Genomic DNA, 19,002 nt, shown 5'->3' on the forward strand with positions numbered 1-19,002 from the left:
CGGATGCGGCGTAAAAATCAACTAACAAACCACATAAAGTATTTAATCTATTGCACTTTGGATGCCCTCTATCAGCCCGTTCATGTTTTCTGCTCTTCCTGCCTGTGTTTGAAATATATCATACATCAGAAGGCTATAACCGACCTTTTATGCAAACTTATGCAAGCCAAACTTTAAAATGATTTATCTGCCTGTACGGTTATCCCATTTTCTTTGTAAAGTATGATAATCAGACCTTAAATCAATTTTATATAAGTTCTTTTATATCACCGTTATTATAACCGATTATAACTTTGGCAGCCATATTTATAAATAACCCGTTATCCACTACCCCCGGGATCATATTAATTTTGTTGTGAAGTTCTGATGGATTATCAATTCTTTTAAAATGACAATCCACTATGAAATTTCCGTTATCAGTTATATAGGTATCATTGTCAACTTTTCTTAAAACAGGTTCGCATCCAAGACTTTGCAGTTTTCTTACCGTTATTTCATAGCCAAATTTCACCATTTCAACCGGTAAAGGAAATGCTCCCAATTTGTCAACCATTTTGCTCTCATCAACAACAATAATTAATTGCCTGCTTGCGGCTGCTACTATTTTTTCCCGAAGTAACGCTCCACCACCACCCTTTATTAAGTTAAGGTCTTGATCCACCTCATCTGCTCCGTCAATTGTAATATCTATTTTATCTATTTCAGAAAAAGGAATAAGTTTAATGCCAAGCTTTCTAGCCTGCTCCTCAGACCGAAGTGACGTTGCAACAGCTTTTATATTTAATCCTTCGCGTACTTTGGCACCTATTTTTTCTATTGCCCAATAAGCCGTTGAGCCTGTACCCAGACCTACAATCATCCCGTCCTTAATATAATCAACCGCCCTTTCGGCAGCAATTTTTTTTGCATTCATAAAAGTACCTCCTCATTAATACAAAGCACAATTATCATCAGATACTAACCATTTTGTAATTTGGAAATGATTATTTATTCATTATGAACTTTATATAAAATTTTATCCTACGAAAAGAAAATAAGTATATTTATGAATCATTTTTACCATTCTATAATACACTTTATATTTTGGTATTTTAAACTTTTTTTAATGTTCTTTTAATATAATGCATATATAATTATACACGGTATCCGTAATATAAATATAGCTGAAAATGTAATAAATATAAATATTATGTCGAACAAAATACAGAAACTATATTCTTTATTAATTGGTTTTATGTTAAAATTAAAAAAATTACCAAATATATAGCTCATAAAGGGCTGTTACTCTTTATTAGATAATATTTAATTTAATAATATTAATTTAATAAGGGGGATAATATGAAGAAACGTATTTTTTTATTAATTCTTTTACATCAGTGATTACTCAGTGCCTGCTATCTTAAAAGAAATGGGTTATGAGATCAATCAGATAAAATAATATGAATAATCCAAAAATACCATATTTTACAAATACTTTAATGTTATAATAAAGTAAATTTCCAAATATATATTAATGGTTTTAACCATGCAAAGATAGATGTATGGCGGTTATTTAGCATGATTGAAAGTAAAAATTAAACTTCTTCAAAAATGTGTATACACATTTTATATAATCAAAACACTTTATTAGGAGGTTAAAATGAAGAAACGTATCTTATCTTTGCTTTTAATTGTGTCATTATTTTTAGCCATGTTCTCAACCGGTACTGCACTGGCACAAGATTCATCACAGGCTAATTTGTCACAACCTGTTATCAGCGATTGGGCACTTGACGATCTTATAGTCGGGGATCAGTATGGAATTTATCCGATAAAATGGTACTATGAAGTAGGAATTAATAAACCTATTACTCCCGCTCAGCTACGAGTGTTAATGGCAGGTATTCGTCTTAAACTTATTAAAACCGATTGTGTTACAAATGCAAATGACGTAAAATATTCACTAAAAAATAAAATGACCGTAAAAGATGTGCTTGAAACTTTCTATACCTTAATTAAATCATATGAGTTTAATAAAGACATCGGTATTGTAGAAGGCGAGAAAGCCGTAGATTTTATGGCTAAAACCGGTATATTTACAGGAAAAGAAGGCGAACTTTCATTAAAAGATGTTTGTACCATTGAACAAGCCTGTGTCATTGCCACAAGACTTGTTACATACATTTATGAGGTTCTGGATGCGGCAAGCAAAGGCTTTTTATGGGAAATTAATTCCGGTGAAAATACGGTTTACTTATTAGGCTCTATTCATATGGCAACTTTTGATATATATCCGATTAGCAGCAAGGTATTGAAGGCATTTAAAGATTCCGATGTTCTTTGTGTTGAAGCTGATATACTTAATGCGCAAGATGATATTCTGTATCTGCTTTTGCAATACGGTTACTATACCGATGGCACAACCCTCAAGGACCACGTACCTGAGGAAATTTACCAAAAAGCAGTAGCGGCAGGTGCTGCTCTCGGTTTAACCGAAGAAGTAGTAGCATTGATGAAACCTTGGTATATATACATGGCATTTTCATCATATGATACTGCAGTTTCTTTAACTGAAGATGAATACCTAACCTCTATCAACTTAGGTATTGATACCAAGTTTTTAACGGATGCATACCTTACCGGAAAACCTGTAATAGAATTAGAAGGCCTGGAGTTCCAAATCAAAATGTTAAGCAGCTTCTCTGATGAATTACAGGAATTGCTTTTGGAAAGCACATTGGACTCCATACTGGAATCAAATCAGGACTCAAAAACAGATAACGGCGAAGATATCAAATTAATGCTTAAATATTGGCATGACGGTGATGTAGAAAGCTTTTTGGAAACCGTTGCTCCGTCATTAATGATGTCCGAACTCCCCGTAATAAGCGAAGAAGATAAAATGGCCTTAGAGCTTTTTAAAGAATATAAAAGTAAATTTATTACTGAAAGAGATAAGGGGATGGCGGAAAAAATAGATCAATTCCTGAAAGGTGAAGGAAGTACCACATATTTTGTAGTTGTCGGCTCACTTCACTATATCAGTGATTATTCTATCATTGACATCCTTAAGGATAAAGGTTATGAGGTTAATCAGATAAAATAACCTCAAAGATTTTAATAAAAATTCTTGATTATATATTTTAGAAATACTTCAGGGAGCGTACTAACCGCCGCTCCCTGATCATTTTTATTTTCCCTTCAAACAATTTAGTTATTAAAATATCACATAGTTCAATTCACTTTATTAGGTTTTAAATTATTTAATTAGAGAATTAATGATAAACATATATTTTATAACTCATTCTGTAAATATTTATTTATGTAACGGTATATTACTTTGTCACTCCAAATATGGGCTTCAACATATCTTTCAGGTCCAAACCTGCCGTCATTATTCCAATCCTGAGGAAGCCCGTATTTTTTTATAATTTCTAAAATTTCATAATAGTTATATAGTTTCTTTCTATATTCCCTACCGTCGTTTACCCTGGGACTGAATGTCGGGTGCGAGTCCCCATATGTAAATGATATAGTATCTATATCAAATTCCTCTATCGGAATTTTTATAAAATCACAATTCTCATACCATGTACTAAGCCAGGGGCTATGCTCGACAACCATATAGTAAGGGTTTTGCCTTTCAACTCTTCCACCTTTTTTTATAAACAGTTCTCTTAATATGCTCTCATAATAAAGTCTGTCTTCCAAATATTTATCATGCCGTAATGCACATTGGGAATTTGGCTTATCCTTCTTGATCTTTTCCAATACCTTTTTAGCTTCTTCTACAGATAAATCGGATATACTTCTAAATGGGCCTATTGATTTATCAAAATAATGATACAGATACATATTTACCCTCTTATCACTAACTATACCTTTTATACTTATATAAGCATCCTTTCATACTTATTAAAAAAAATCATACTTAATCAGTTTTTCTACCGATTCTTTTAATGTTTCAGCAGTCTTGGTTTCTATAACACAATAACACCCATGTTTTTTAGCCTTATTTATTTTTTCATATATATTGATATCACCTGTAAATAATACCAGATGGTCCTTGGTATCATTTGCGTCATGAAAATGCATATGCCTTAATTTACTGATATTATCCATTATATACTTTGTATCTTTATTGCCGCTTTTTCGGTCATGGCCTATATCCCATGTAAGATAAATGTTGTTATCCTGCAGCAATATATCTGTCGCCATTGTAATATAATCCATATCATAGATGCCGGTATTTTCAATACACAGGCTTATATCCGATTCCTTTAGCAGTTTATTTGAAATATGCTTGAATTTTGTTATATTATCTAGATATTCTTCCTGATATTTTTTATATAAATAAACTCTATTTGACGGCAAAGTAAAATAAACACCCTGATTCATATGCACATTTATAACAGGTACATCTAGTACTTTGGCAATTTCAACGGATTCTTCAAATATTTTGATATAAGCAGTTCTTACATTTTCATTAAAATGGCCTATATCAAATTCTTCAGGTAAATGAAATGTGAAAAAGATGTTATATTTTTCTTTCATGTAAATCAGTTTTTCCACATCTATCCTGTCAGGCTGATATTCCGGTAAATTCATATTAAGTTCAATAAAACCAAGCCCTAAAGATTTGCAAAGTTTAACGTTAGCTTCAATATTATTAAGTTCAATTAGGGTCGGCATCCCCCAAATTATATGCTTCATCCGGATTCCCCTTATTGTTATATTTTAGGATATTTTATATTGAGCCATATACGGTCGATGCTTTCCGGTAAACTCCTGCGCCACAATTTTAAATACACATACCCTGTCTGCCATTTTATTATCAAATTCAAATTCATGACCGGTTTGGTGTCTCATAAGTACCGATAAAGCAAGTTTTTTCTCATCGTAATCATCAATAAAGACAACTTTACCGCTGCCGATAATACTTTTGTATGAGTATGTATATTGGCAGGCCTCATCCCCGGTAATAAGCCTGTGGTCACAATCCATTTCAAAACATACATTACTGTTTTCTTTAAGCGCATCTATTTTTCTTCCTTCTTTTGCACTGTGAAAATACAATACTAATTGGTTATGTTCATATTTATATCCAAAATTCATGGGTACAATATAAAGACCGTTCTTATCCTGCATTCCTATTCTGCAAACCTTGCATTTATCAATAATTTGCAGTAATTCATTTATGTCCTTTACTTCTCTGTCTTTCCTTCTCATAATCACCATACTCCTTTAAATTAATCCGTCTATATGTGCTTCATTACTGCAAGCCGTTGAATTATTTTTTAAGTCCCCAAAAATAATGCCATTAATTATAGATTATAATAATTTACACGGTAAAATATGTCAAACACTTCTTTATCTATCATAAAAACAGCGAGTTTCGATTATAGCGAAACCCGCAGATTTTAATTTAATATCATAAACCATTATATATTTAAATATCGGAAAAAATTTAATCATTGCATCAGCTTTTTTTGTTCCAAAATATTACCAAATACGAAATTGTATTGTATAAAAAATGGGCTAAAATACAGCTAAACAGTGATTTTGTATTTATATAAAGTAAACCCAGTATCAACCCGCATATAAGCGCAGAAAGCGTTTGCACAAAGTTAAAATGTAATACAGCAAATAAAAGGGATGAAATAAGTAAAGCAGTAAATACACTGTAATTTTTCTTAAGGCCTTCTAATATGAAACCCCTTATTAATATTTCTTCTGCCAGCGGAGCAATTAAGCATATACGAATAAAATTAACAAACGGAAATTGCCTTAACTGTCCGATATTATTTTTATAAGCTTCAGCACTGGAAGAAAAGATACCATCAAAAATGGGATCAAAAAACTTGTCCAGTAACAGATAAAAAAGAATCGAACATCCGACAGCCAGTAATATCCCTTTTAATGATAAGTTGCTAAATATTTGAATTTTTAATTGATACTTATCTTTCAGCTTACAAATAAAAACATAATTCAGGATAACCAAAGTTGATAAATTAAGCCAGGCTGCCAACTCCTTGTTTGCATATCTGAAAATTAATCTGTTTAATATTGCAGGAACTATACCACATATAACAAGATATGATATTATCCACATAATTGCAGTTTCTATACTGACTATATTTTTACTCATTCTAACACCACTCATTATTTTAAATACCTTTCTCCATAAAGAAATAGAACGGGTCAGAATAACTGTCAATAATCTCTGTTTCTTTTTGCTTTCTTAGAATTTTTACCATTGATTTAGCATGAATTCTGTCATGCCAGATAAAGCGTCTCAGTACTTTTTTAACCGTCCAGTCTTCATTGTCTATACTGTAAATCCTGGAATTTCCTTCTTTATTGAACAGTGAAGCAATCTTTTCAACAAATATCTGCCTTCCTTCTAAAAAGCTTCTCCCTTCTTTTGGTATATCTATATTTAACCGTGATAAATAATAATATTGGACCGAATCAATATGTTCAAATATTTCCCGTATGGTTTTGGGAGTATGTCCATAAAATGTTGCTCTGTCTCTGTCAGAATCAATCCAGTCTTTATATTTAGCATTATCAAATATATCAAACGTTGATTTTGCGGATTTGGTTACAAGATCAGCTAACATCTCAAATTCTTTGATATCCATCTTTTCTTTGTCGTCATTAAGTAAAATTTCATTATCGGCATCTTCGACCTTCAATGAACTTTTATGTATTTGAACAACTTTAGGCACAATATCCTGTTCTATATCTATTCCCAGCCATTTCTTAAATATTTTTACTTCATGTTCAACTTTTGATAAAGCTTCATCAAGAGTTTTTCCTCTTACAAACGCACCCGGATATTCACATAAAAACCCCATATAACCTGACCCGTTGGTTTCAAATGCTACATTAACAGGACTACTCACACTAAACCACCTTCTTTCATTATGGAATATTAAGATATAAATACATTATGATTATTCTTTATTGCTGACTTTTTTTGCTTAATTCTTTTAATATTTTTATATATGCCGTATGTATTCTTTTTACTTTTAAACCTATATAAAGTAACATAAATATCAGCAAAAAAGCGGTTAATGAAACTACCAAAGGAGAAATTTTGCTGCTATCAAGAAATTTTGTCACGTAATCCCCTGCCGGAGCATTATTGCTAATATACAAAAATGGTATAATTACCCATGGAATCATACTTGCCGCTACTGCTACCGTAAAAAAGAAATTGGATAATTTTATAAAATCATTCATTGATTCTTTATAGAATAGTATCAGAGCACTGTTCTCCTCCAATGAATGCACATATATTAAAAGCTGCTCTTTATATAATAAAATCCAGTCATTTACATATTTTATAATATAACCAAGCTACCATATGTTTCGATTAAAATTTGACCCTGTAATAATACTGATATTCTTCTTTAAAACCCAACTTTTTGTATAAATGATTAGCAGGTTCATTATTAACCATAACCTGCAAATATGCTTTATGGGCTACGAGATTTTTTCCGTGTTTTATAATGGAATAAAGTAACTGCTTTCCATACCCTTTATTTCTATGGTCCTTTCTAACGGTGATATCAAACAGTCCAAGATAACCTTTTTCCAATACCGCCATGCCACAGGCAATACCTTCGTTTTCTACATACATGGTAGTATAAAAACTTTTCGGAAACAAATTATTTAGCATTTTCCTGTATATTATCCTGTTGTCTCCGCTTAAATTATTGAAATTACAGTAGAAATCAAACCATTCATCATTTAAGTTAGTATGCCTGATTTCAACTTGCACGTCCGGTTCTTCTATATTACTTAGATTCATTGTCTGTACACTGATTCTATGTAGAATTTCATAACCTCTGCAAGCCAAAATATCATCAAGATTTTCAGGCTGAATAAAAGGCGTTATTTTATAAGTCGGTTTTAAACCTCTGCTTATAAACATATCTTCACATACAGCAATTTTTTTATATACGTCTTCATCAGATTTATAAATAGGATTAACAGAATTTGCCCTTTTAGAATAGCCGTCTGCAAATCGGATCACCCATCCGTCATACAAAACGGTTTGCAAAGAAGGCAAGGCATTCATCTGCAGCTCTTCCAAAAACCTCATGGTATTATCCCCTTACTAAGTTAATGTCATTTCTCAAATGTACCTCATTATATTCAAGCCAATCGCAGATTACAGAAATACCTGTGTTGTTTTCCTAAATTAAAATATAGCCGGAATCCAAAATGCCAGACACATTCCCAGAATAAAGGATGTACCATTTCCTACAAATGCATATAATATAGCTTTCCAGGAAGAAACTGATATAATGCCATACTTTTTTATATACCGGGTGTATAAAATAGCTTCCAAAATTAATACCATAATCTCCGCCAGAATATAAAATACTATAAATGCCAGATTTCCATATAAAAAGTTGATGATATTAAGCCCGAAATTTAATAAAATTTGAGTTATTACGTTAACCAGCATTATAAAGTAAATCAGCTTTTTTTCCCTGAAACCAAAAAGAAGCGCAATTCCTGACTCAATACCGATAGTAAGTACAATTCGAATAATCAGTGATATTATTTCACTAGTGTAATCATAAGATTTTTTTACTGTTATTTTCGTTTCCGAAACATTGGCTGTAAAATAACTGTCAAAGGCATATCGTTCAAAACTTCTGTCACTTACAATAAAACTGTCTGTGTCAGGAAGGTATATAAGAATTTTAAATTCATTCGGGGGATAGTAAGTCCAGCTGAACCGATGGGTTTGAGTACAGTCCTGAAAAAATTGTAAAAAATAAAAACCGTCCTTATCTTTATAATCGACAAATTTCATGAATATGTCATAATCTCTGTCGCCCTTTTTATAGCGATAAGCGGATATATTTCCTTCTTTAACGGCCGTATAAGGTCCTGTTGTTTTGACACTCGATAGAAGCGTTACATAATATGTCTTTCCCTCAAGCCCAATAAAATCAATTACCACAGAAGGTTTCGGTCCAATATCCCCGTAAGCAGGAGAGGAAATCAAAAAACACATTAGTATAAAACATAGAAACCCGAAACTCAGTTTTTTCATAGTTTCCACCTCTTTTTGGATTTGGAAAATTTACAACAAATGCCCGTCCCTAACAGAATTTAATGCTTCGATTATTTTTTTATAAAAATAATTACTATTATATAATTTAAAATCTTCATACTAACTATAATAATCCGAAATGTTCACTCTCAATCAGATTTTTCATCTTACATAAACAGAAAGGATGTCCGGCAGGATCTATCATAACTGTCCATTCATCTGAATATTGCTTGTCAGCCTTTTTTGCACCACATTCGATAGCATGTTGAACCGCCTTTTCTAAATCATCAACCGCAAAATCCAGGTGAGCCATCTGCTGTTGTTTTTCAGGTTCTTCTGGCCAAACCGGCGGTACATATTCGGGATTTTTCTGGAACAATAAACAAGGATATACCCCTTGTTTGGTTCCCGGAGCATATACATAAGCCCAGTTTTCATCAAAAGCATTCGTTTCCCAATTCATTAACTTTGCATAGAATTTTGCCAGCTCGTGCGGCTCTTTACAGTCAATGGTAAATGAGTACATTTTTATTTTAAAATTTTGATCCATAATAAAAACCTCCGCAAATTTTAATTATATAATTGATAAATCCATACTAAACCGGATCATATCCCTGCATTGAATTCCGTTCTCATATATCGCTTCATTATAATGCCTTAGGAAAAAATCCCTGTCTATTCCTGTTATTCGGAATCCACATTTCTGATAAAATGCTATTTGGTTTATACTTGAATTTCCTGTGCCGACTTCAAGGGTTTTTATCTTCTGCTCTTTTGCTTTTTGAATTGCAAAGTTTACAAGCTGCTTTCCTATTCCTTTACCCTGATAGTCTTTACGCACCGCAATATTAATTATTTCAAGTGTTTCAGGCCGCGTAGGAAGCAAAACAATCACACCTATAATATTGTTGCAGTCATCAGTTGCAACATAGCAATCGCCTCTTTTTAAATATTCTTCTATAATATCTTTTGAAGGATCAGCTAAAAGCAATAAGTCCATAGGCGCTTTTTCGTTATCTTTTTGTAATCTGATTTTGATTTCCATAGATTTTACCTCTAAAATTAATAATCCAAGTAAAATTTACCATTATTATACCATGGCAGAACATATGTTTCAAATGAAATTTAATAAAAAAGCTATTAGCCAGACACAAACCAATCAAGACTGGTCTATACCCGGCTAATAGCTATAAATCTTAACACAAAATGCATTTCTCTAAACAAGACATCATATACCATTCTGGTTTTTACTTTCCAGTCTTATTAAAGAGCAAAACCCATATAATATATACTCAAACGAAGGCCTCCCACTTATGTTCTTACAGTACAGTATTTGGACTGAATTATAGACTTACAAACAATTGATTAACGAATTCCAGAACATAAAACCTAGGAAAAGCCAGGAATACTATACCATATATTTCAGTGTTTTTTATCACTACTTTATTTTAATCATAGACTAAACATATATACAGATTTTCGATTTTTTGTCGAAATGCAAAAATCATTGGCTTAGTATACTTTTCAAGCATCTCCATTAATATTTTTCTGATATTGCTACAGCCTATTCCATTAAAAAGTCAATAAATAAACACTTCTCAAATAAATCCTACATTTCATATATCATTGATATATTCCACAGCTTTATATACAACTTTTACTACATTTTCGTATGTTTCCAATTCTTTTATACGTTCTGCAGAAAACCATCCTATTCCCTGAATTTCTGTCTCCTGCTGCACAAATTCTTCATTTAATGCCTCACAGAGATATATCATGTCTATATGATTATGGGTTTTGTCTTCATTTATATCTTCAAGAAGTACTAAAAAAGGTGTTTCAAGTTCCCTGCAACGGTAACCGCTTAATTCAAGATTTCTTTTATTGCTGATTATTTTTGCCTTTATACCTGTTTCTTCATAAATTTCCCTTAAAACTGCGTCATCAGGCAGTTCATTTTCCTCAACATGCCCACCCGGCGGTAACCATACATTCAGTTTTTTATGATGTACCATCAAGATTTCTTTTTTAGAGTTAAAAACTATCCCCGTCGCTGTAAAATGATTGATTATCAAATAATTTCCCCGCTTTCATTTCTTCTTATCTTTATAACTACAAGCAAGTGAAAAAATCAATAAGCCTTATTATGATTCAGCAGTCTAAGTACCATAATAGTACTGTCTATAACCCGGTTTTTTCTTGTTCTCCACGAATCCGACATAGGAAAGTCGTAACGGTTCGGTTTTTTGGGCAACTCCCAAAGCCCGTCTTCGTTTCTTTGATTTAATATCCACTCAAAGTATTTGTCCTCGTACTTTTTCCATCCGCTATATTTTGAGACCAAAGATAGTGCCCGGATCCAATGGCAAAAATCTCTGCTGTCTTTTCTTACAGTATCAATAGCAACAAAATCTGATAAACCTCTATTGTAAACATAAATTATTCCGTTTGCCTTGGTCATGCAATAATCCACCAAAGCCCGGTCAGTCAAATCGCTTATATATCTTTCTTTGTCCGTAGGTGCTAGTAACAGCAAATTGTAATATCCGAAAGCCGGTAAGGTCTTTTTTGTGTAAAATCCGAAATATTCGTTTTGAGCCTTGCTTTCTTCTTCTTTATCATAATACCCTTTGCCAAAAGCTACCTCGGCAAAATAAGTCCAGCGTTTTCTGTGCATAACAAGGGCTTCATTATCTTCATCAATCACTGCCAGCATACCGGCGCATACCAAGGGTACAAACATTTCCGGCCACCATCGTATATTGTCTTGTTTTTCAAATTCGTCAAACCTTTCTTCACCGTTAAATACTTTTAATATGAACTCGGTCACTTTTTTCAGGCACTTATGATTCTTATCCAGTCCGTATGTAAGGCATTTTCGTATCATATCTTCGGAAAATCCGTGAAAAGGCGGCCAAAATCCTCTTTCACTCTGCTCTTGCTCAATCTTTTTTACAAACGGATGATTACATAACCCGTCATATGCATTTTGATATTCAAGGTTATCCGGACTTAATTTTTTAAAATCTTTTAGAAGAATAAATTTAGGTATAGGGTCCGGCTTCATATCAAGAAGTTTGTCTACAACAGTATTTAAGTCAAACAATAAGCTCACTCCCATATATTAGACTAAAGCAAACTGCTCCATAAACAAAATTATCTATAAACAAATTATCTATGCATTTATTATAAATCAATAAGAATATTGCATCCCTCTTATAATTTGCACAGCATAAATTATCATCAAGTTTATCCCTGCCTGTGGTTGATATATCTGTTTAACGAATTTATAAATTCCTCCAAAAATGCTTCCTCACCTAAAGTATTTATTTTAAAAAATACCGCCTGGCTTCCTCCTGATGTAATAGCCGTTATGAACAAATCATCTTCCACTTCCAGCAATGTTATATTCATACTGACTCTGTTTTTTCCGGTCATGCTGTATCTTTCATAAACCCTGACAGCCATTCTGGCATTACCCATAGTAATTGAACTTCCGTCTTCATAACTTGCAGATAAGCTGCCTTCAGTAATATCCCTATGCAGCCAATTAAGAAGTTCATCAAAATTTCCTTTCAGCCTTTTTTCATATTTAGCCATATTAAAATCCCCTTCAAGTATAAATTTTAATAAAATCATTTTAATCTTTATTTAAGTACTTGCAGTATAAATTCGATTACACCTGATATATCGTATTTTGATGTATAAAACAATTATTCATATATAATCTAAGCGTATTACTTGCTGGCAACAATTATTAAGCCTGCCCTTTGGTTACTGCCTGTCGAATACGGACATATCTCTTTGTCATACCTGTCACACAATTCCAGAAATTCATCGTAAAGTCCGGGTTTCTCATACAATTTCTCAAGAAAATCTTTTCCACAGAGATTTGTCAGTGTTCCTATTGAAGTTAATCTTTCTATTTTCATACCGTAATTTTCAAATATCTCCTTAATCTCCTGTGGCAAAAATGCCTTTACCGGTCCAAGATAATCGTTTGTACATCCTTTTACCAGCTCTTTGTTTTCTTCGTACTGATGAGTATGCCAAAAACCGTTATTAAACATTTCATAAATGGCAGGAATAAATCTTTCGTTACTAAACCTCATGCCTGACTTTAAAATTGATACAATCATATTTGCCCTGTTGGAAACAGTCATTATAACCTTCTTTTTGGCTACCCGTATCGTTTCTTTAATCGCAATTTCAGCATCAGAACCACAAAATGACACCGGACCGTCCATATTTATAACCAAATCAAAGGAATTGTCCTCAAACCTGGAAAGATCCGTTGATATTCCTTGTTCAAAGGTAATATTTTTAAGTTTCGTCTCTTCTGCTTTTCTTTTGGCTAATTCTATCATCTTATCAGATATATCAAAATGAACCACACTGTAACCTCTTTGGGCCAGAGGAACAGAAAAAGCACCGGTACCTCCTCCGACGTCCAAAATGGTCTTAATATCCGGTGTAAGATGCTTGTTTATCTCCTTCCACCTTAACTCCCGGTTTATTTTTTCATCAAACATATCGATTTCTTCTTTATGTGCCTTGGCATCCCACCATGATTTTTCCAATTCGTAATCGGTTTTTACCATATTTGATCCCCTCCCATTTTTTGTATGATGTATCAGGCATAAATTAAATGCACGGATAAAAGCAATATACAATTATAATCCGACATTTCATAAATTCCATTTAATTTTGCCCGATAGTAGATATATAGGATAATAAAATTTCTAAATATTTTATCTTATAAGGTAAATCTTGTCAATAACAAGTAAATTTTATTGCCAATATCCTGACAATAATATATAATGATTTTGCCAAATAAGGCTCTTAATTCTAGCCATTTAAACAGGAGTAATTTATGCACGAAGTAGAAGTAAAAGGGATTTTATCAGCAAAAAACGGGATGAACATATACCGGGGATGTACCCACGGTTGTATTTACTGCGATTCCAGAAGCAAATGCTATCAGATGAATCATGCTTTTGAAGATATTGAGGTAAAAGTCAATGCACCGCTTCTGTTGGAACAAGCCCTACGCAGAAAAAGAAAGAAATGCATGATAGGTACAGGTGCCATGTCTGATCCGTATATTCATTTGGAAGAAAAACTGGGCAATACCCGTAAGTGTCTTGAACTTATCTCTTCTTATGGATTTGGGCTTGCTATTCAAACCAAGTCCGCTAGGATACTTAGAGACCTGGACTTGCTGAAAAAAATTAACGAAAAAGCAAAATGTGTAGTCCAGATGACTATGACCACCTATGATGAGGACTTATGTAAAATTATTGAACCGAATGTCAGCACTACCAAAGAACGCTTTGAAGTACTTAAAATATTGCGGGACAACAATATTCCGACTGTAGTTTGGCTAAGCCCATTCCTTCCTTTTATAAATGATACCGAAGAAAACATCCGAGGATTGCTAAATTATTGTATTGAGGCAAAAGTATATGGAATAATCTGTTTCGGTATAGGATTAACCTTGCGGGAAGGAAACAGGGAATATTTTTATAAGAAATTAGACGAACATTTTCCAGGCCTGAAAGAACGGTACATACGCGCTTATGGCAATTCATACGAGGTAATAAGCCCTAATCATGGAAGGCTAATGTCTATAATTAATGATACATGTAAAGCCCACGGAATTATTTGCGACGTAAACCAATGTTTTAACTACATGCATGAATTTGAAGAGAAAAGTGATTACGAGCAAATTTCTTTACCGGGATTGTAAAACTTAATCATATATAACACTATATAAAAAATCATCAAAAACATAAAACTATGACAAAGAAATGATATGGTTAATATATAGTGAAATATAACATATGGCAGCAATTGATTCCTTAATTTCTTATACCCCATAATTTATCTTAGGTTTTTTAAGGAATATTGCTGCCATATACTTTTTTTACTTATTTTATATATTATTACTTTATATAACTTTTTAAGTTATATGTATTATATTACTATTTTTTATCAATTACTTAAATATTAATTAGCCGCACATAAAACATCCAGTTCGTTTTGCAGTTTTTGCAAATCCTTTCTTATACTGATTTTCTGAGGGCATACTTTTTCACATTTACCGCACTGTACGCAGTTTTTGGCTTTCAGTTTATCATCGAAATTATTCTGCCAATTCCACCTGATATCATTTTTATTTCTGTAAATGCCATATTTATTCCACAAAGCAAAGTTTCTCGGTATATCTACTCCCGCGGGGCATGGCATACAATATCTGCAAGCGGTGCAACTGTTGTTGACTCTGGCTTTTAACACTGAACGTACCTTTTCTACAGCTTCCATTTCCACATCATTAAGTGGAGCAAAATTATCAAAAGTATTTAAGTTGTCGGAAACCTGACTAAGAGTTGTCATTCCGCTTAGAATTACTTTGACGTTTGGTAATGTTCCTACATATCTAAGCGCAAACGAAGATATGGACTTATCCGGAGCCAAAGCTTTAAAATACTTTGATGCACTCCTTGGCAGCTTGGCAAGATTTCCTCCCTTAACAGGCTCCATTACTATTACAGGAATTCCAAGTTCTTCTGCCAGTTTATATCCCTTAAATCCGGCCTGTTCTTCCATATCCATATAGTTAAGCTGCAATTGGCAAAAATCCCATTTACGATAACGAACAATATACTCAAAAGCATCATAATCGTCATGGAATGAGAATCCGAAATATCTTATTTTTCCTTGTTTCCTTAAATTTTCGCAAAATTCAGGTACACCCAGTTCTACCATTTGATCAAATAATTTTCGATTTACCGCATGCAGCAGGTAAAAATCCACATAATCGGTCTGCAAACGCTGCAATTGTTCATTAAAAATTCTTTCTGCATCCTCTATAGATTTAACAATTGAGCAAGGTAACTTCGTAGCAAGATAAAATGAACTTCTGTCATATCTGGATAAAGCTTTTCCGGTAAATTTCTCGCTCTCACCGTTATGGTAAAAATATGCCGTATCAAAATAGTTAACCCCGTTTTTATATGCCAAATCAATCATTTTCAATGCTTTTGTCTCATCTATTTTTCCTTCTTTAGTCACAGGGAATCTCATACATCCAAACCCCAACAGTGATACTTCAACCCCTATGTTTGGTATTTTCCTATATTCCATAAAAACCTCCAGATAATTGCATTTGCAAATTTAAAAAATATGAAACTCATAAATGTATTTTGGATGAATATACAATATATCAGTATCATATCATAATTTTTCGCTTTAATAAATGGATTATATTATATTTGAAATTTTTTAAAATATTGAAGGTTAAACTGCTTCAAACTGGTATACCCCGCCGAATTTACTTATATTGTAAATATTATATAAATTTTGTAGTTTTTTCTTTTATTTTAACACATTTTGTATTATAATATAATTAATTTCCAATTACGATATTCAGAGAAAGAATTTTAAAAATATAAAAAAGGGGGTTAAAAAATGAAAAGAAAAATCCTATCATTTTTGCTGGCTTTATCACTAGTTATTCCAGCATTACAAAGCGTACCTGCAGCGGAAGTATCCGCAGCAACAATTTATGAAGATTTTGAAAACGGTATAGGCGGTTGGGGACCCAGAGGTGATGAAACGGTAGAACTTACTACAGAAGAAGCATACTCAGGAAGATATAGCCTTAAAGTCTCCGAGCGAACAGAAACTTGGAACGGTGCTACCTGTGATATGACAGACGTATTAGAACTTGGAGTTACATATAATTTCAGCATTTATATTAAATATACAGGTAACTCCTATTCCAACACGCACAATTTCAGCCTGCAGCTACAGTACAACGACGGTGTGGATGACAAATACATGAATATAAAAACTGCTCCTGTAACAAAAGGCCAATGGACGTTACTGCAAGGAGAGTATACTGTTCCTACTGATGCAGAAAATGTATATATATATGTGGAAACCGAGTTCACATCTTCTCCGTCAGCTCAGGATTTAATGGATTTTTACATTGATGATTTTAAAGCCGTTCCTGCTGACTTGCCTGAAATTGAAAAGGATATTCCAAGCTTAAAAGATGTATTTGCAGATTATTTCCTCGTTGGATGTTCTTCTACTGCGGCCGAAATCGGTCCTTCACCGGCAAAAGACCTTGTACTTAAGCACTATAACTGTCTGACTTTCGGTAATGAGTTAAAGCCTGATGCAGTTCTTGACTATAACGCTACCATAGCGTATATGGAAGCAAGCGGAGACCAGACAAATCCTCAGGTAAATTTAAGGGCTGCCAGAACCTTATTTGAATTTGCGGAAAAAAATAATTTACCGGTAAGAGGTCATACACTTGTATGGCATAGCCAGACTCCGGACTGGTTCTTTAAGGAAAATTACTCTCAGGATTATTCGGCTCCATGGGCTTCAAAAGAAGTAATGCTTAAGAGATTGGAAAATTATATCAAGAACGTAATGAATCTAATTAAAGAAACGTATCCCAATGTAAAAATATATGCATGGGACGTTGTAAATGAAGCTGTTGATCCAAATACACCAACCGGTATGCGTAATCCCGGATCAAATAATGTCACACCCGGCAATTCCCTGTGGATGCTTACTGTCGGTGAGGAGTATATTGAAAAAGCTTTCGAATATGCGAGAAAATATGCACCTGCAGACTGTAAACTTTTTTATAATGACTATAATGAATACGAAGACAGAAAAAGCGATATAATTTACAACATCCTCGCTAGATTGAAAGAAAAGAACTTAATAGACGGTATGGGAATGCAATCCCACTGGACAATGGATTATCCAAGCGTAAGTATGTTTGAAGCAGCCGTAAGAAAATATAACACATTGGGCCTTGAAATGCACCTGACAGAAATAGATATGAGAAATCCTAATAACGATCCAGGTTCATTAAATAACCAGGCCAGCCGTTATAAGGCTTTCATTAAAAAAGCCGTTGATTTGAAAAAAGAAGGCATGAATATAACAGCCATAATTTTCTGGGGAATAACAGACAAAACCAGTTGGCTTGGCGGCTATCCGTTGTTATTTGACGCTAACTACAAGGCAAAACCTGCATATTACTCTATCGTAGAAGATTATATTAATGTAACACCGACACCTACTCCTACCGTTACACCTACGCCGCCTGTAACTCCGACTCCTACTCCTCCTATAACACCTACTCCTACACCTGTTCCGGGTGAAGCAAGACCTGTCGTATCTGTTACCACAACAACAGGCGGCAATACAGTAAATCAGAGTTACACCTTAACCGCAGAAAGCGGTACAATTAACCTATCAAAAGTTAAAATAGTTTTCACTGCTGACGGTATAAGTACGCAAGAACATAACTTCTGGTGCGACCATGCGGCTTTGCAGCTCGATGTTGAGCCATGGTATGTACCACTTACAAATAACGTCAAAGGAGAAATCAAGGACGGAACTCTGGTTCTGACTTTTGACAGTGATGCTAGTCTTTCAGCAGGACAGGGAACACTCGTGGCTAATATCCGTTTTGCCAAAAAAGACTGGTCAAATTACGATACACTTACCAATCCTGTAGTTAACGTTTATTATGACGGCCAACTTGTTCAATAAAATTTCGTAGCTTATGATGCAGTAACAAAGCCGGGGTACATTTTAAGTACCCCGGCTTATCTTTTGTTTTATTAAAAGAGTAACCTTTTATAATAAAACATATCAAATTTATTTTAATTTTTTATTATCAATGTTTTCGATAATTTTCTTTTTACTATTTACTATTGAACTATAACTAGAATTTCTAAAAAAATAAATATTATATACTCATTTTATAAATAAAAAACAGATTATAAATAAAAAAACAGAAAACATTATGTTTTCTGCTGGTCTTTTGCCTTATTCATTGAAAACACTACACATAGAGAGCTCAAAAGTTTTCATTTGAAAACTTTTGAAATCTTCCATCCGTTTAA

At 33.3% G+C, this 19,002-nt stretch carries 19 protein-coding genes; 3 read left to right on the forward strand and 16 right to left on the reverse strand.

The features are described from left to right. Nucleotides 1-247: 247 nt before the first annotated feature. A complete protein-coding gene (gene rpiA / locus HHT355_RS07870; RefSeq protein ID WP_103202888.1) occupies nucleotides 248-913 on the reverse strand; it encodes a ribose-5-phosphate isomerase RpiA in 666 nt (221 codons plus the stop codon). Nucleotides 914-1,639: 726 nt separating this feature from the next. Here rpiA and HHT355_RS07875 point away from each other — a divergent pair. Next, complete coding sequence (locus HHT355_RS07875; protein ID WP_103202889.1) at nucleotides 1,640-3,085, forward strand: TraB/GumN family protein; 1,446 nt, start codon at nucleotides 1,640-1,642, stop codon at nucleotides 3,083-3,085. 188 nt (nucleotides 3,086-3,273) lie between these two features. On the opposite strand, the gene HHT355_RS07880 is transcribed toward HHT355_RS07875, so the two are convergent. The 14 genes from HHT355_RS07880 to HHT355_RS07945 form a co-directional block, all read right to left on the reverse strand. Then, a complete protein-coding gene (locus tag HHT355_RS07880; RefSeq protein ID WP_103202890.1) occupies nucleotides 3,274-3,834 on the reverse strand; it encodes a hypothetical protein in 561 nt (186 codons plus the stop codon). Nucleotides 3,835-3,894: 60 nt separating this feature from the next. After that, nucleotides 3,895-4,692, reverse strand: coding sequence for a sugar phosphate isomerase/epimerase family protein (locus HHT355_RS07885; RefSeq protein ID WP_103202891.1), 798 nt, complete (start codon nucleotides 4,690-4,692; stop codon nucleotides 3,895-3,897). Nucleotides 4,693-4,716: 24 nt separating this feature from the next. After that, nucleotides 4,717-5,208, reverse strand: coding sequence for a pyridoxamine 5'-phosphate oxidase family protein (locus HHT355_RS07890; protein ID WP_330403388.1), 492 nt, complete (start codon nucleotides 5,206-5,208; stop codon nucleotides 4,717-4,719). A 250-nt stretch (nucleotides 5,209-5,458) separates the two neighbouring features. Then, nucleotides 5,459-6,127 (reverse strand): CPBP family intramembrane glutamic endopeptidase, encoded by a 669-nt coding sequence (locus HHT355_RS07895; RefSeq protein WP_158245929.1) that lies wholly within the window; start codon nucleotides 6,125-6,127, stop codon nucleotides 5,459-5,461. 19 nt (nucleotides 6,128-6,146) lie between these two features. Beyond that, the gene (locus HHT355_RS07900; protein ID WP_103202893.1) at nucleotides 6,147-6,887 is read right to left on the reverse strand and encodes a hypothetical protein; all 741 of its coding nucleotides are present in this window, start codon (nucleotides 6,885-6,887) and stop codon (nucleotides 6,147-6,149) included. Between the two features lie 58 nt (nucleotides 6,888-6,945). Continuing rightward, nucleotides 6,946-7,278, reverse strand: coding sequence for a hypothetical protein (locus HHT355_RS07905; RefSeq protein WP_146039180.1), 333 nt, complete (start codon nucleotides 7,276-7,278; stop codon nucleotides 6,946-6,948). Between the two features lie 82 nt (nucleotides 7,279-7,360). Then, on the reverse strand, nucleotides 7,361-8,092 hold the full coding sequence (locus tag HHT355_RS07910; protein ID WP_103202895.1) for a GNAT family N-acetyltransferase: 732 nt from the start codon (nucleotides 8,090-8,092) through the stop codon (nucleotides 7,361-7,363). 99 nt (nucleotides 8,093-8,191) lie between these two features. Further along, a complete protein-coding gene (locus HHT355_RS07915) occupies nucleotides 8,192-9,058 on the reverse strand; it encodes a hypothetical protein (protein ID WP_103202896.1) in 867 nt (288 codons plus the stop codon). A 124-nt stretch (nucleotides 9,059-9,182) separates the two neighbouring features. Continuing rightward, nucleotides 9,183-9,608, reverse strand: coding sequence for a VOC family protein (locus tag HHT355_RS07920; RefSeq protein WP_103202897.1), 426 nt, complete (start codon nucleotides 9,606-9,608; stop codon nucleotides 9,183-9,185). Between the two features lie 24 nt (nucleotides 9,609-9,632). Next, nucleotides 9,633-10,103, reverse strand: coding sequence for a GNAT family N-acetyltransferase (locus tag HHT355_RS07925; RefSeq protein ID WP_103202898.1), 471 nt, complete (start codon nucleotides 10,101-10,103; stop codon nucleotides 9,633-9,635). Nucleotides 10,104-10,674: 571 nt separating this feature from the next. Beyond that, the gene (locus tag HHT355_RS07930) at nucleotides 10,675-11,133 is read right to left on the reverse strand and encodes an NUDIX hydrolase (RefSeq protein ID WP_103202899.1); all 459 of its coding nucleotides are present in this window, start codon (nucleotides 11,131-11,133) and stop codon (nucleotides 10,675-10,677) included. 56 nt (nucleotides 11,134-11,189) lie between these two features. Continuing rightward, nucleotides 11,190-12,164, reverse strand: a complete 975-nt coding sequence (locus tag HHT355_RS07935; RefSeq protein ID WP_103202900.1) for a hypothetical protein — start codon at nucleotides 12,162-12,164, stop codon at nucleotides 11,190-11,192. Between the two features lie 143 nt (nucleotides 12,165-12,307). After that, nucleotides 12,308-12,658 (reverse strand): DUF6054 family protein, encoded by a 351-nt coding sequence (locus tag HHT355_RS07940; RefSeq protein WP_103202901.1) that lies wholly within the window; start codon nucleotides 12,656-12,658, stop codon nucleotides 12,308-12,310. 137 nt (nucleotides 12,659-12,795) lie between these two features. Continuing rightward, the gene (locus HHT355_RS07945; RefSeq protein WP_103202902.1) at nucleotides 12,796-13,659 is read right to left on the reverse strand and encodes a class I SAM-dependent methyltransferase; all 864 of its coding nucleotides are present in this window, start codon (nucleotides 13,657-13,659) and stop codon (nucleotides 12,796-12,798) included. Nucleotides 13,660-13,931: 272 nt separating this feature from the next. On the opposite strand from HHT355_RS07945, the gene HHT355_RS07950 reads away from it, so the two are divergent. After that, nucleotides 13,932-14,807 carry an SPL family radical SAM protein gene (locus HHT355_RS07950; protein ID WP_103202903.1) on the forward strand — a complete coding sequence of 292 codons (876 nt, stop codon included), beginning with the start codon at nucleotides 13,932-13,934 and terminating at the stop codon, nucleotides 14,805-14,807. A 260-nt stretch (nucleotides 14,808-15,067) separates the two neighbouring features. Here the strand turns inward: HHT355_RS07950 and HHT355_RS07955 are convergent, their stop codons facing one another. Further along, nucleotides 15,068-16,204 carry an aldo/keto reductase gene (locus HHT355_RS07955; protein WP_103202904.1) on the reverse strand — a complete coding sequence of 379 codons (1,137 nt, stop codon included), beginning with the start codon at nucleotides 16,202-16,204 and terminating at the stop codon, nucleotides 15,068-15,070. Between the two features lie 324 nt (nucleotides 16,205-16,528). On the opposite strand from HHT355_RS07955, the gene HHT355_RS07960 reads away from it, so the two are divergent. Then, nucleotides 16,529-18,646 carry an endo-1,4-beta-xylanase gene (locus HHT355_RS07960; protein WP_103202905.1) on the forward strand — a complete coding sequence of 706 codons (2,118 nt, stop codon included), beginning with the start codon at nucleotides 16,529-16,531 and terminating at the stop codon, nucleotides 18,644-18,646. Nucleotides 18,647-19,002: the final 356 nt, after the last annotated feature.

Origin of the sequence: Herbinix hemicellulosilytica, from assembly GCF_002904165.1 — a bacterium.
Classification (GTDB): Bacteria; Bacillota; Clostridia; order Lachnospirales; family Lachnospiraceae; genus Mobilitalea; species Mobilitalea hemicellulosilytica.